General features: G+C 61.6%; 11 protein-coding genes. 3 read left to right on the top strand and 8 right to left on the bottom strand.

The genetic code is table 11. The annotated features are described in order from the left end of the window. Positions 1-12: 12 nt before the first annotated feature. The 6 genes from ileS to JHD59_RS01720 all read right to left on the bottom strand — a co-directional run bounded on the left by ileS (position 13) and on the right by JHD59_RS01720 (position 7,680). On the bottom strand, positions 13-2,790 hold the full coding sequence (gene ileS, locus JHD59_RS01745) for an isoleucine--tRNA ligase (RefSeq protein ID WP_199152907.1): 2,778 nt from the start codon (positions 2,788-2,790) through the stop codon (positions 13-15). Continuing rightward, a complete protein-coding gene (locus JHD59_RS01740; protein ID WP_103319935.1) occupies positions 2,787-3,722 on the bottom strand; it encodes a bifunctional riboflavin kinase/FAD synthetase in 936 nt (311 codons plus the stop codon). Before JHD59_RS01740 ends, ileS begins: the two co-directional genes overlap by 4 nt. Positions 3,723-3,855: 133 nt before the next feature. Beyond that, positions 3,856-4,542, bottom strand: a complete 687-nt coding sequence (locus JHD59_RS01735) for an OmpA family protein (RefSeq protein ID WP_103319936.1) — start codon at positions 4,540-4,542, stop codon at positions 3,856-3,858. Positions 4,543-4,781: 239 nt separating this feature from the next. Continuing rightward, a complete protein-coding gene (locus tag JHD59_RS01730; RefSeq protein WP_199152906.1) occupies positions 4,782-5,291 on the bottom strand; it encodes a DUF934 domain-containing protein in 510 nt (169 codons plus the stop codon). Beyond that, positions 5,275-6,933 (bottom strand): nitrite/sulfite reductase, encoded by a 1,659-nt coding sequence (locus tag JHD59_RS01725; protein ID WP_199152905.1) that lies wholly within the window; start codon positions 6,931-6,933, stop codon positions 5,275-5,277. The genes JHD59_RS01730 and JHD59_RS01725 overlap by 17 nt, the downstream gene beginning before the upstream one ends. 42 nt (positions 6,934-6,975) lie before the next feature. Continuing rightward, a complete protein-coding gene (locus JHD59_RS01720; protein ID WP_103319941.1) occupies positions 6,976-7,680 on the bottom strand; it encodes a phosphoadenylyl-sulfate reductase in 705 nt (234 codons plus the stop codon). A gap of 112 nt (positions 7,681-7,792) precedes the next feature. Here JHD59_RS01720 and cysB point away from each other — a divergent pair, with 112 nt between their 5' ends. Continuing rightward, on the top strand, positions 7,793-8,737 hold the full coding sequence (cysB, locus tag JHD59_RS01715; RefSeq protein ID WP_199152904.1) for an HTH-type transcriptional regulator CysB: 945 nt from the start codon (positions 7,793-7,795) through the stop codon (positions 8,735-8,737). Between the two features lie 62 nt (positions 8,738-8,799). On the opposite strand, the gene fabG is transcribed toward cysB, so the two are convergent. Both fabG and JHD59_RS01705 read right to left on the bottom strand, forming a co-directional pair. Continuing rightward, entirely contained in the window at positions 8,800-9,540 is a 741-nt protein-coding gene (fabG, locus tag JHD59_RS01710) for a 3-oxoacyl-ACP reductase FabG (protein WP_103319942.1), read from the bottom strand. Positions 9,541-9,755: 215 nt separating this feature from the next. Next, positions 9,756-11,387, bottom strand: a complete 1,632-nt coding sequence (locus tag JHD59_RS01705) for an ABC-F family ATPase (protein ID WP_103319944.1) — start codon at positions 11,385-11,387, stop codon at positions 9,756-9,758. Between the two features lie 173 nt (positions 11,388-11,560). Between JHD59_RS01705 and dapA the strand changes: the two genes are divergently transcribed. Then, a complete protein-coding gene (gene dapA / locus JHD59_RS01700) occupies positions 11,561-12,436 on the top strand; it encodes a 4-hydroxy-tetrahydrodipicolinate synthase (RefSeq protein ID WP_199152903.1) in 876 nt (291 codons plus the stop codon). Between the two features lie 26 nt (positions 12,437-12,462). After that, positions 12,463-13,578: an outer membrane protein assembly factor BamC gene (gene bamC, locus JHD59_RS01695; RefSeq protein WP_103319960.1), complete on the top strand. Its 1,116-nt coding sequence runs from the start codon at positions 12,463-12,465 to the stop codon at positions 13,576-13,578. Positions 13,579-13,924: the final 346 nt, after the last annotated feature.

Raw genomic sequence — 13,924 nt, 5'->3', positions numbered from 1 at the left:
GTTACCGACGGATCAGGCGTGCAGACGCTGCTCGCCCTGGCCGTCCAGGTTGTCCACGCAGCGGCCGCAGACGGCGCCGTGGCCGGCATGGCTGCCCACATCGGCGCGGTAATGCCAGCAGCGCTCGCACTTCTCATGCGCGGCAGGCGATACGCGGATGGCCAGCTCGGCCGCCTCGCGCACCGTCACCTTGGACACGATCAACACAAACTTCAGCTCTTCGCCCAGGCTCAGCAGTTGGCGGGCCAAGTCGGCCGGCGCGTCGATCTCCACCTCGGCCTGCAGCGAGGAGCCTAGCTTGTCGGCGCTGCGCAGTTCCTCGATTTCCTTGTTGACCACGGCGCGCAGCTCGCGGATGGCTTGCCACTTGATGGACAGCGCCTCCTCCCGCTCCACGGCTTGCGCCGGGAATTCGTGCCAGATGTGGAACAGCGTGGACTCTTCCTCGCTGTCCACCAGCACGTTCCACGCCTCGTCGGCGGTAAAGCACAGAATCGGCGCCACCATCAGCAACAGGCTGCGGGTGATGTGGTACAGCGCGGTCTGGGCGCTGCGGCGGGCGCGGCTGTCGGCCTGAGTGGTGTACAGGCGATCCTTGATCACGTCCAGGTAGAACGCGCCCAGGTCTTCCGAGCAGTAGCCGACCACTTCCTGCACCACGTGGTGGAAGGCGTAGCGGGAGTACAGCTCGCCCACCACTTTTTCCTGCATCTGGCGCGCGCGCAGCAGCGCGTACTGGTCCAGCTCCACCATATTGGCCAGCGGCACGGCGTGCTCGATCGGATCGAAATCGGACAGATTGGCCAGCAGGAAGCGGATGGTGTTGCGCAGACGGCGATAGCTTTCCGTCACGCGCTTCAGAATTTCGTCGGAAATAGCCAGTTCGCCGGAATAGTCGGTCGATGCCACCCACAAACGCAGAATATCGGCACCGAGGCTATCATTGACCTTTTGCGGCGATACGACATTGCCCTTGGACTTGGACATCTTCATGCCCTTGCCGTCCACCACAAAACCATGGGTCAGCAGCTGCTTGTAAGGCGCGCGGCCGATGGTGGCGCAACCCGTCTTCAAGGATGACTGGAACCAGCCGCGGTGCTGGTCGGAGCCTTCCAGGTACAGATCGGCCGGCCAGGCCAATTCCGGGCGCTGCTTCAGCACAGCGAAGTGGGTGGAACCGGAGTCGAACCACACGTCCAGGGTATCGCTGAGCTTGCGGTAGTGTTCGGCCTCTTCGCCCAACAGCTCCTTGGCGTCCAGGCTGAACCAGGCTTCGATGCCTTGCTGCTCGATGCGCAGCGCCACTTCTTCCAGCAATTGCGCGGAGCGCGGATGCAGCTCGCCCGTTTCCTTGTGGATGAAGAAGGTCATCGGCACCCCCCAGTTGCGCTGGCGCGATACGCACCAGTCCGGGCTGTTCTTGATCATCGCGTCCAGGCGGGCGCGGCCCCAGGACGGGAAGAACTCGGTGGCATCCACCGCGCGCTGGCTGATCTCGCGCAAAGTCTCGCCGCCGTGGGCCTGGCGATCCATGCTGACAAACCATTGCGGCGTGGCGCGGAAGATGATGGGGGTTTTGTGGCGCCAGCAATGCGGATAGCTATGCTCCAGCTTGGCCTGCTGCACCAGCGCGCCGTTGGCTTCCAGCGTTTCGATCACGCGGGCATTGGCGTCCCATACCAGCATGCCGGCGAAAATTTCCGTCGTGCTCTTGTAGCGGCCGTTGTCGGCGACCGGATTATCTACCGGCAGCTTGTACTGCAGGCCGGCCTGGAAGTCTTCCAGGCCGTGGGCCGGCGCGGTGTGCACCAGGCCGGTGCCGGCATCGGTGGTGACGTGGTCGCCCAGGATCACCGGCACCTGACGGGCGTAGAACGGATGTTGCAGCGCAATCAGTTCCAGCGCCTGGCCTTTGGCCTCGCCCAGCACGCGGTACTCGTCCACGCCGTAGCGCTTCATCGCCGATTCGACCAGGTCCTTGCCCAGAATCAGCTTGCCCTTGGGCGTGTCGATCAGCTGGTAATCGAGGTTGGCGCCGACGGCGACCGCCTGGTTGGCCGGCAAGGTCCACGGCGTGGTGGTCCAGATCACGGCCATCGCGTCGGCGGCATCCGCGCCGAAAGCGGCGGATGCCTTGTCGGCGTCGACCACCTTGAAGCCGACGTCTATCACCGGCGATACTTTATCTTCGTACTCGACTTCGGCCTCGGCCAGCGAGGAACCGCACTCGATGCACCAGTGCACCGGCTTCTCGCCCTTGGTCAGGTAGCCGTTTTCATAAATCTTGCCGAGGGTGCGGACGATGTCGGCCTCGGTCTTGAAATCCATGGTCAGATACGGATTGTCCCAATCGCCCAGCACGCCCAGACGGATGAAGTCCTTCTTCTGGCGGGCGATCTGCTCCTTGGCGTATTCGCGGCACAGCTCGCGGAACTTGGCGGCCGGGATATCCTTGCCGTGCAGCTTTTCCACCATCAGCTCGATCGGCAGACCGTGGCAGTCCCAGCCCGGCACATACGGCGCGTCGAAACCGGCCAGCGTCTTGGAGCGGACGATGATGTCTTTCAGCACCTTATTGACGGCGTGACCGATGTGAATGTCGCCATTGGCGTACGGCGGACCGTCATGCAGAATGAACTTGGGGCGGCCGGCGGAAAGCTTGCGCAGCTTGTCGTAGCGCTTCTCTTCCTGCCAGCGCTTGACCCAGGCCGGTTCGCGTTTGGCCAGATCCCCGCGCATGGCGAAAGGTGTATCCAGCAGGTTTACGGTTTTACGATAATCAATGGTCATGCCTGCTCTCGCTGCAAACTTGTCAAATAGGTCTTGGCGCTGGCCGCGTCGCGCTCGATCTGCGCCACCAGGGTGGCCAAATCATCATAGCGCGCTTCGTCGCGCAGTTTTTTCAGGAAGCGCACCGTCAGCCGCTGGCCGTACAGGTCGCCGGCGAAATCGAACAGATGCACTTCCAGCTTGTAGTCCGGCGTGTCGCTGACCGTCGGGTTCAGGCCCAGGCTGGCCACGCCGCCCAGCCGCCCGTGCGGCGTATCCGCCTCAACCACGAACACCCCCTGCAGCGCCGGCTTCAAATGCGGCAAATGGATGTTGGCCGTGGGAAAACCTATGGTGCGGCCCAGCTTCTTGCCATGCATGACTTTGCCGGAAATCCGGTAAATGTCCCCCAGCAGCGCGTTTGCCGCGGGCAGATCGCCGGCGGCGAGCTTCTCCCGCACCAGCGTGCTGGAGGCCCGTTCGCCCTGCACCAGCACCGACGGCATCGCCTCGGTGGCAAAATGCCGGCAATCGGCCAATAACTGGAAATTTCCCTGGCGGCCGGCGCCAAACTGGAAATCATCGCCGATCAGCAGATAGCGCGTCTGCAATTGCTCAACCAGCACCTGATCGACAAAATCCGCCGCCGTCATGTTGGCGAAGCTGTGATTGAAACGGTAGACAAACACATAGTCCACCAGACCCAGCTCCCGCAGCAAGACGAATTTGTCCCGCAGCGTGGACAAACGGGCCGGCGGCTTGGCGCGGCTGAAGAATTCGCGCGGATGCGGTTCGAACGTCAGCAACGCCGTCGGCAATGCCCGCGCTTGCGCCTCCTGGCGCAGCTTCTCCAGCATGCGGCGGTGCCCCTGGTGCACGCCATCGAAATTGCCTATGGTCAACGCGCAGCCCGGCAGGGCGAAACGACGCGGATCCCCCAGAAATACCTGCATTTGCGGTCTTTGTACACGTCCTGAAACCGTCGATTGTAGCCGCCCGCGGTCAATAGCGTCCAGCCGTCATCCATCTGACGCGCAAACAAAAAGCCCCGCATGGCGCGGGGCTTTTCCAATCGGAGCGTTTGGCTTACTTGGCCGGTTGCTCAACCATGGTTTCCTTCACGGCATCGATCACCACTTCAACGCGACGATCAGACTCGATGCAAGCCTTGATTTCGGCATTTTGCTTCTTGTTCTTCGCGTATTTCGGGAACTTGGCCTTGCACTCTTCGGTCATCTTGGCTTCGGCCTTGCCCTTGCCTACGGAGGTAACCTTGTCAGCCGGCACGCCTTCGTTCACGAAGTAGGCCTTAACGGCGTCAGCACGCTTCTGGGACAGAGCGTTGTTCAGCTTGTCGGAACCCATGAAGTCGGTGTAACCGTCAACTTCCACGCCGTTCAGGTAGCCCTTGCCAGCGTGAGCCTTCAGCTTGGCAACCAGCGGGTCCAGTTCGTTCTTGGCGTCAGCGCGCAGAACGGACTTGTTGAAGTCAAACAGCACCTTGGCGGACAGAGTCACTTTTTCCTTCATCGGAACCAGGGTCGGCTTCTGAGCTACCGGAGCCGGAGCCGGCTTGGCTGCTTCGCGGTCGCCGCACTCAACCAGACCATTGGCGGCCTTGTCGAAGGTGCCGGTGTGCCAGCATTCGCCATAATTGTTGCGGACCACGGAGTCGGTGGACTGGTCAACGGCATAACCCGGTTTAGCAGCAAAAGCGCTAGCAGAAACCAACAGGGCGGCAACCAGTGCGCTCAGTTTCAGCTGTTTAGTCATGTTATTCCCTCTTTAATCTATAAAATGGGTAGCAATGCGGGCTGACGCAAAGACCACGCGAACAAGTTGACTGCAAACATCAGAGATGGCTACATGCTGTGTTGATGCAGTTAACCCGCACTATAGGAATCCAGCAACACCATGTCAACACGAGGCCGGCCGGCAAGCCTGCCAAACGTTGCACAAATGCATCACATTTCGCTAATTATCGTTAAGACCTGTCTCTCACACGCGACACATTACGATAGTGTGACGCGCCGGCGAAACAGTGGTTGCGGCTGCCGATATGTCACTTGATAGCCATCGCTGAAGGTATTGTAATAATCTTCCTCATTCAGCGCCTTGCCATCCTTGATCAGGAAGGCGTCAAAACCTACCTGCCACAGGGGATGGATCAAATCCTGCCAGACGTCGCCGACGGCCCGCAGCTCGCCGGCGAAATCATAACGCTCCCGCAGCAGTCTGGCGAGACTATAACCGCGTCCATCGGTAAAAACCGGAAAGTCAACGGCTATCACGGCCAGGCTGGCCAGATACGGCGCCAGCCGCGCCGGCTCGTCATCCGGCGCCAGCCACACTCCTACGCGCCCCGGCCGGGCCTGCCAGCCTGCCGGATCGGCCAGCCAGGCCGCGAGCGGCACGATCACATCCGCGTCGGCCGGCGCGGCGGGCAGCGCGCCTGACTCGTCCGCGCGCAGCAGCGTCCAGGCATCGATCTGCGCCTTGCCATCCTTAATGTACCGGGGCATAGACCCTCTCCTTGAATGGTTCCACGCCGACGCGGCGCAGGGTGTCGATGAAGCGCTCGCCATCCAGCCGCAGCTCCAGATAAACCTGCATGATCTTGCCGAAGGCCACCGGCACATCGGCCTGCGCAAATGAGGGTCCAATCACCTTGCCGATGGCGGTGTCGCTGCCCTGGCTGCCGCCCAGCGTGATCTGATACCACTCCTCGCCGTTTTTATCGACGCCCAGGATGCCGATGTTGCCGATGTGGTGGTGGCCGCAGGCGTTCATGCAGCCGGAGAAGTTGCAGGCGATGTCGCCCAGATCGTACAGATAATCGAGATCATCAAAAGTGCGCTGGATCGCATTGGCGACGGGAATCGACCGCGCATTGGCCAGCGAACAGAAATCCCCGCCCGGGCAGCTGATGATGTCGGTCAACAGGCCGATGTTCGGCGTGGCCATTCTGTGCCGGCGAGCCTCCTGCCACAAGGCGTGCAGGTCTTTCTGCGCCACATCCGGCAGCACCAGGTTCTGCTCATGCGCGACGCGCAGTTCGCCAAAGCCGAAACGGTCCGCCCAGTCCGCCGCCGCCTCCATTTGCTCGGCGGTGATGTCGCCCGGCGGCGCGCCGGTTTCCTTCAGCGACAGCACCACGGAGCGATAACCAGGCTGGCGATGAGGGCGGGTGTTGCGCTCATACCAGCGGGCAAACGCCTTGTCTTCGGCCAAGGGGCCTGTCAGTTCTGCCGGATTGTCCAGCAGCGGCGGATAGTCGGGATCGGCGAAGAAGCTGGCGTAATGGGCGACATCCTCGTCGCGCAGCGTGGCCGGTCCATCCTTCAGATGCAGCCATTCGTCCTCCACCTTGGCGGCGAAGCCTTGCGGCGTCATCGCCTTGACCAGAATCTTGACCCGCGCCTTGTACTTGTTGTCGCGGCGGCCAAAGCGGTTGTACACGCGCAGCACCGCATCCAGATAGGTCAGCAGGTGCTGCCTGGGCAGGAATTCGCGGATCACCTCGCCCACCATGGGCGTGCGTCCCAAGCCGCCGCCGACGATGACGCGGAATCCCGCTTCGCCGGCTTCGTTGCGGCTGACGTGCAGGCCGATGTCGTGGACCATGGTGGCGGCGCGGTCCTCCACGCTGCCGGACACGGCGATCTTGAACTTGCGCGGCAGGAAGGCGAATTCCGGATGCAGCGTGCTCCACTGGCGGATGATCTCGCAATACGGCCGCGGATCGAACAACTGATCGGCGGAGACGCCGGCAAAGGCATCGGTCGTGGTGTTGCGGACGCAATTGCCGGAGGTCTGGATCGCGTGCATTTCGACGGTGGCCAGCTCCTCCAGAATGTCCGGCACGGTTTCCAGCGCCGGCCAATTGAACTGGATGTTCTGGCGGGTGGTGAAGTGTCCGTAGCCTTTGTCGTAGCGGCGGGCGATGTCGGCCAGCTTGCGCAGCTGCTCGCTGCGCAAATGGCCGTACGGGATGGCCACCCGCAGCATCGGCGCGTGGCGCTGGATGTACAGGCCGTTCATCAGCCGCAGCGGACGGAACTCATCTTCCGACAACTCCCCGGCCAGGAAGCGGCGCGTCTGGTCGCGGAACTGGTCGACGCGCTCGCGCACCAGGCGATGATCTACTTCATCGTATCGATACATGGTTGGATTCCAGCGGGAATGCCGACGGCGATGGCCGGCGGGTCAGACGGGGCTTTGCAGCGGGCTAGCCTTCGCATGCAGCCCGCACTCCTTGGTTTCCGGGTTTTCCCACCACCAGCGGCCGGCGCGGACATCCTCGCCCACGCTGATGGCGCGGGTACAGGGTGCGCAGCCTATCGATGGATAGTGGCGGTCGTGCAGCGCGTTGTACGGCACCTGGTTTTCCTTCAGGTACTGCCACACCTCGGCCTCACTCCACTCCAGCAAGGGGCTGAACTTCCACAGGCTGTTGTCGGCGTCGTATTGCTTGTCCGCCAGATCCTGCCGCGTCGGCGATTGCTGGCGGCGCAAGCCGGTAATCCAGGCGGAGCGGCCTGCCAGCGCGCGCTTGAGCGGCTCCAGCTTGCGCACCGCGCAACAGGACTGGCGCAGCGCCACGCTCTGGTAAAAGCCGTTGATGCCGTGCAGGTTGACGTATTGCTCGGTGGCGGCGGTGTCCGGGAAATACACCGTGACCGGATGGCTGGGGTAGCGCTCGGCTACTTTTTGCATCAGATCATAGGTTTCCGCCGGCAGGCGGCCGGTATCGAGGCTGAAGCTGCGCAATGGCAGGTTCAGACGCGCGATCAGATCGGTCAGCACCATGTCTTCGGCGCCGTAGCTGTTGGCCAGCAAGGCATCGGGATGCTCGGCGGCAATGGTTTGCAGCAGCGCCGTGGTGGCGGCCAGTTTGGATTCCAAGCTCATCAAGCGCTCCGGGAATGGTTCGAGCTCATCCTAACCAAAGGGCTTATAAACCTAAAAGAATATTGTGTTAGTATTTAATGACTACAGGTTTTATAGAGGACAGGCCGTCAACATGAAGCTACAACAACTGCGCTATCTGGTGGAAGTGGCCAAGCAGGGATTGAACGTCTCGGAAGCGGCCGAGAAACTGCACACTTCGCAACCGGGCATCTCCAAACAGATCCGCCTGCTGGAGGATGAGCTGGGCATCCAGGTATTCATCCGCAACGGCAAGCGCGTGGTATCGGTCTCCGAACCAGGCAAGGAAGTGCTGCGCATCTCCGAACGCATCCTGCGCGAGGCGCAGAATCTCAAGCGCGTCGGCGAGGAGTTCTCGCGCGAATCGGAAGGCGCGCTGACCATCGCCACCACTCACACCCAGGCTCGCTACGCGCTGCCGCAGGCCATCGCCGAATTCGTGCGCCGCTACCCCAAGGTGCGGCTGTCGCTGAAACAGGGCAGCCCGACGCAGATCTGCGAAATGGTGGTCTCCGGCGAAGCCGATCTGGCCATCGCGACCGAGGGCATCTCCTTGTACAAGGAGCTGGCCATGCTGCCCTGCTACGAGTGGAATCGCTCGGTGGTGGTGCCCGCAGGCCATCCGCTGGCAGAGCTAAAGCATCCGATCTCGCTGGCCGACATCGCCCAGTACCCCATCGTCACCTACGATTTCGCCTTTGCCGGCCGCTCCAAGATCAACAAGGCCTTCGCCGATCTGGGTTTGAACGCCAACGTGGTGCTGACCGCCATCGACACCGATGTGATCAAGACCTATGTCTCGCTGGGGCTGGGCGTGGGCATCATCGCCAGCATGGCCTTCGAGCCGGAGCGCGACCGCCATCTGGTGGCGATAGACGCCAGCCATCTGTTCGAACCGTCCACCACCAAGATCGGCATCCGCAAGGACGCCTATTTGCGCGGCTTCGCCTACACCTTCATCGAGCTGTTCGCGCCGCACCTGCATCGCCGCGAGGTGGATTCGGCGCTGCTGGCGCACGATGTCTACGACGAGGAGTGATCCCACCAAAGCCAACGCCCCGGACCAGCCGGGGCGTTGTTCTGGGAGCGGCAGGCTCGCGCTTACAGCGTCAGGCCGCCGGTCACTTCGATGGCGGCGCCGTTGATGTAGCTAGCCTCGTCCGACGCCAGGAAGGCGTAGACGTTGGCGATCTCCACCGGATCAGCCATGCGGCGCATCGGCACCTTGTCTTCCATCGCTTGCAACACCTTTTCCGGCATGGCCTTCAGGATGGGCGTGGCGACAAAACCAGGGCAGACGGCGTTGGAGCGGATGCCCTTCTTGCCCAGCTCCTTGGCCCAGGTCTTGACGAAGCCGATGACGCCGAACTTTGCCGCCGCGTAGTTGGTCTGGCCGAAGTTGCCGTAGACGCCCACCACGGACGAAGCATTCAGGATCACGCCGCCGCCCTGCTCCACCATGGTGTCCACCACGGCGCGGGCACAGTTGTAGACGCCCTTCAGGTTGATGTCGATGACCTTGTCGAACTGGTCTTCGGTCATTTTGGTCAGTTGCGCGTCCTGCACGATGCCAGCATTGTTGACCAGCACATCGATGCGGCCGCAGCGGTTTTTCAGATCCGCCACCATCTCGGCGATCTGCCCCTTGTTGGTCACATCCACCTTGTAGCCATAGGCTTCGCCGCCCAGCGCTTTCAGCTCGCCGACCACGGAGTTGACTGCCTCCTGGTTCAGGTCGCACACCGCGACGATGGCGCCTTCCTTGACGAACTTCTCCGCGGTAGCCTTGCCGATGCCGCTGGCGGAGCCGGTGATGATGGTGACTTTCCCTTTTAAGCGCATATGGTTTCCTTCTCTCACTGCTTTGCAGATCTCATCAGGTCGCCCGAGGGCGGATGAGGACCAGATGTCTCCGGCATCGACCTCCCTGGCCGGGTCCCTGATTATTGTTATCGCGCCTGAGTGGGACGCATGAAAAAGGCGGGAGTTTGTGCACTGCAATATAGCGCACCCCCTCCCGCCGGTAAAGTTACGAGCCGCGACAGCTCGTAACCAAATTACTCCAGGCCCTTGCTGGCCAGGTAATCTTCATAGTTGCCGGTGTAGTAGTCGTAACCGCCCTTGCCGTCCAGCTCCAGCACGTGGGTGGCCAAAGAGCTCACGAATTGACGGTCGTGCGAAACGAAGATCAGCGTGCCCTTGTACTTTTCCAGCGCCATGTTCAGTGACTCGATCGACTCCATGTCCATGTGGTTGGTCGGCTCGTCCATGATCATGACGTTCGGCTTCTGCAGGATCAGCTTGCCGTACAGCATGCGGCCCTTTTCGCCGCCGGACAGCACGCGCACCGGCTTGCCCACCTCGTCGCCGCCGAACAGCAGGCGGCCCAGCGTGCCGCGGATCACTTGCTCGTCGTCGCCTTCCTGGCCCCACTCGCGCATCCACTCGGTCAGCGTGGCGTCGCTGTCGAATTCGGCTTCATGGTCTTGGGCGAAGTAGCCGATCTGCGCCTTTTCCGCCCACTTGATGGTGCCGTAGTCGGCGGTCAGGCCTTCGGCGAACTTGGGATCGAATGCGCCGGCCAGCAGCTTGACCAGCGAGGTCTTGCCCGCGCCGTTGGGGCCGATGATGGCCAGGCGGGCGCCGGCTTCCAAGATCAGGTTCAAGTCCTTGAACAACACCTTGTTGTCGTAGGCCTTGCTGAGGTTTTCCACTTCCACCGCCTGGCGGTGCAGCTTGAACTTGTCGTCCATCTCGAAGCGGATGAACGGGTTCTGGCGGCTGGATGGCTTCACTTCCACCATTTCGGACTTCAGCTTGTCCACCTGCTTCAGACGGCTGGTTGCCTGGCGTGCCTTGGACTTGTTGGCGGAGAAGCGGGCCACGAACTCCTGCAGTTCCTGGATGCGCTCCTTGGCCTTGCTGTTGGAGCTCAGCTGTCGCTCGCGGGCCTGGGCCGAGGCGATCATGTAGTCGTCGTAGTTGCCCGGGTAGATGCGGATGGTGTTGTAGTCCAAGTCCGCCATGTGCGTGCACACCGAGTTCAGGAAGTGGCGGTCATGCGAGATGATGATCATGGTGGAGTTGCGCTCGTTGAGCACGTTCTCCAGCCAGCGGATGGTGTTGATGTCCAGGTTGTTGGTCGGTTCGTCCAGCAACAGGATGTCCGGATTGGAGAACAGCGCCTGCGCCAGCAGCACGCGCAGCTTCCAGCCCGGCGCCACTTCGCTCATCGGGCCGAAGTGCTGCTCCACAGGAATGCCCACGCCCATCAACAGCTCGCCGGCGCGCGCCTCGGCGGTATAGCCGTCGTATTCGGCGAACTTGGCTTCCAGTTCGGCCGCGTGCATGTAATCTTCTTCGGTGGCTTCGAGGTTGGCGTAGATGGCGTCGCGTTCGCTCATCGCCGCCCACATCTCGGTATGGCCCATCATCACCACGTCGATCACGCGCTGATCTTCGTAGCCAAACTGGTCCTGACGCAGTTTACCCAGGCGCAAGCCGTTCTCGATGGCGACTTCGCCAGCGGTTTGCTCCAGGTCGCCACCCAGAATCTTCATGAAAGTGGATTTGCCGGAACCGTTGGCACCGATCAGGCCGTAACGGTTGCCTTCGCCGAATTTGACGGTAACCTTCTCGAACAGAGGTTTCACGCCAAACTGCATCGTAATATTGCTTGTGGTAATCACGCTTGAGGATCCTTCAGCCGTAAGCCGTAAGTATCGGAAAAACGTAGGATTCTAGCACAAGCGCCATGAATTCCCGAAGCCTCCCGCGGTTGTTCGCCATGAACTTTTGCCAGCCAGACGAATTCCGCTACAATCGTAAACCTTGTAAATCCTTATTCCAGATAGGCAGAACTATGCTTACCGGCAGCTTGGTAGCGCTCGTGACCCCGATGTCTAACGACGGCGAGGTGGATTTTGCGGCGCTGCAACGATTGGTTGAGTTCCACATCGAAAACGGCACATCCGGCATCGTCGCCGTCGGCACGACTGGCGAATCGGCCACCCTGTCGGTGGAAGAGCACATCGAAGTGGTCAAAGCGGTGGTGAAATACGCCGCAGGCCGGATCAAGGTGATCGCCGGCGCCGGCGGCAATGCCACCAGCGAGGCCATCGAGTTGGGCCGCCTGTCTGCCGAAGCCGGCGCCGACATGGTGCTGTCCGTGGTCCCGTACTACAACAAGCCGACCCAGGAAGGCATCTATCAACATTTCAAGGCTATCGCCGACCACAGCCCGCTGCCGGTCATTCTTTATAATGTGCCGGGCCGCACCGTGGCCGACATGAGCAACGACACCGCGCTGCGCCTGGCTGCGCACTCGAACATCGTCGGCCTGAAGGATGCCACCGGCGACATCGGGCGCGCCTGCGACCTGGCGCTGCGCGCGCCGGAAGGCTTCGCGCTGTATTCCGGCGACGACGCCACCGGCATGGCCTTCATGCTGTGCGGCGGCCATGGCGTGATCTCGGTCACCGCCAATATCGCCCCCAAACTGATGAGCGAGCTGTGCGTGGCCGCCACCTCCGGCGACACCGCCAAGGCGCGCGCCATCAACGACAAGCTGCAAGGCCTGCACAAGCAGCTGTTTGTCGAACCGAACCCGATTCCGGCCAAGTGGGCGCTGACGCGGATGCAACGCATCCCCGCCGGCATTCGCCTGCCGCTGACGCCGCTGAGCGCCTCCGCTGAAGCGGTGGTCGAAGCGGCCATGAAACAAGCCGAAGTCATTTGATCATCCCCTGCTTGATGGGAGTCCGCATGAAACGCAGCGCGTCCGTCGCGATCCTGCTGGCAACCGGCCTGTTGGCCGCGTGCAGCAGCACTCAACAACCCCTGAGCAAGAATCTGGACTACAAGTCCGATGCGCCGAAAACCACCGGCAACAGCCTGGAAGTGCCGCCGGACCTGACCGCGCCGCAAGTCCAGAACAAATACAATCTGCCGAACGGCGTGGTCTCCGCCACTGACGACGCCACCGCGCCGGCCGTATCCTCACCGGTCGCCGTGAACCAGCTGGACAACATCAAGATGGAGCGCGCCGGCACCCAACGCTGGCTGCTGGTCGGCAACAAGAAGGCCGCCGAGCTGTGGCCGGTGCTGAAAGCGTTCTGGCAGGAAAACGGCTTCGTCATCAAGACCGAAGACCCGAGCCTGGGCATCATGGAGACGGACTGGGCGGAAAACCGCGCCAAGCTGCCCAACGACGGCCTGCGCAAGCTGCTGGAAACCGTGGGCCTCGGCAGCGTCTACTCCACCGGCGAGCGCGACAAGTTCCGCATCCGCCTGGAAAACACGCCGCAAGGCACCGAGGTGTACTTCTCGCATCGCGGCATGGAAGAGGTCTACGCCGACAACAGCAAGACCAACACCATCTGGCAGGCCCGCCCGGCCGACCCGAACCTGGAAGCCGAGCTGCTCGGCCGCTTCATGATCCGTTTGGGTCTGACCGAGGACAAGGCGAAAGCCCAGGTTCAGCAGACGCTGGCCAAGCCGGTCAAACCGCAGGACCCGATCATCGACGGCCAACTGCAGCTGTCCGACGGCTTCGACCGCGCCTGGCGCCGCGTCGGCCTGGCGCTGGACCGCGTCGGCCTGGTCGTCACCGACCGCGACCGCTCGCAAGGCCTGTACTACGTGAAGCCGGCCAAGAGCGAAACCGACAAGGAAGAAAGCGGCGGCTTCTGGTCCAGCCTGGCCTTCTGGAAGAGCAGCGATGGCAAGACCGTCAAACCGAGCGAGCAGGAATACCGGATCAAGCTGCAGGAGCTGAACAACGGCGCCACTTCGCTGCAGATCCAGGACAAGCAAGGCAAACCGCTGTCCGACGAATTCGTCAAAGCCGCGCTGGGCAAACTGCAGACCGAACTGCAATAAAACAACAGCCGTCAGCACAAATGCAACAGCCCGCGCAATGCGGGCTGTTTTTATGCATAACTCATCTGATTGACCGGCTTGATGATTGATCAGTCCGTTGCGCAAGCGCGTTCAAGCGCTAATCGCCAGTATGTAACGCTTTGTATTTTGCAAGCGATTCTGTGGTTTTTGCATCAAATCAGCCAATAGACAAACATACGTCCTGGAAAAAGAACGCAAAAAAACCGGCCGAAGCCGGTTTTTTTGTTGTTGCTTTCCGCGAATTACTTAGCAGCGGAAGCAGCCGGAGCGGAAGCCTCAGCAGCCGGAGCGGAAGCGGCCGGAGCGGAAGCCTCAGCAGCCGGAG

It is taken from the genome of Chromobacterium sp. ASV23 (assembly GCF_016428945.1).
Taxonomy (GTDB): domain Bacteria; phylum Pseudomonadota; class Gammaproteobacteria; order Burkholderiales; family Chromobacteriaceae; genus Chromobacterium; species Chromobacterium sinusclupearum.
The sequence above is the reverse complement of the archived record's forward strand: the minus strand, read 5'-3'. Positions and strand labels throughout refer to the sequence as shown.

Coding starts and splice junctions, on each gene's coding strand:
- ileS (WP_199152907.1), bottom strand. CDS start 2,790: ATGACCATTGATTATCGTAAAACCGTAAACCTGCTGGATACACCTTTC.
- JHD59_RS01740 (WP_103319935.1), bottom strand. CDS start 3,722: ATGCAGGTATTTCTGGGGGATCCGCGTCGTTTCGCCCTGCCGGGCTGC.
- JHD59_RS01735 (WP_103319936.1), bottom strand. CDS start 4,542: ATGACTAAACAGCTGAAACTGAGCGCACTGGTTGCCGCCCTGTTGGTT.
- JHD59_RS01730 (WP_199152906.1), bottom strand. CDS start 5,291: ATGCCCCGGTACATTAAGGATGGCAAGGCGCAGATCGATGCCTGGACG.
- JHD59_RS01725 (WP_199152905.1), bottom strand. CDS start 6,933: ATGTATCGATACGATGAAGTAGATCATCGCCTGGTGCGCGAGCGCGTC.
- JHD59_RS01720 (WP_103319941.1), bottom strand. CDS start 7,680: ATGAGCTTGGAATCCAAACTGGCCGCCACCACGGCGCTGCTGCAAACC.
- cysB (WP_199152904.1), top strand. CDS start 7,793: ATGAAGCTACAACAACTGCGCTATCTGGTGGAAGTGGCCAAGCAGGGA.
- fabG (WP_103319942.1), bottom strand. CDS start 9,540: ATGCGCTTAAAAGGGAAAGTCACCATCATCACCGGCTCCGCCAGCGGC.
- dapA (WP_199152903.1), top strand. CDS start 11,561: ATGCTTACCGGCAGCTTGGTAGCGCTCGTGACCCCGATGTCTAACGAC.
- bamC (WP_103319960.1), top strand. CDS start 12,463: ATGAAACGCAGCGCGTCCGTCGCGATCCTGCTGGCAACCGGCCTGTTG.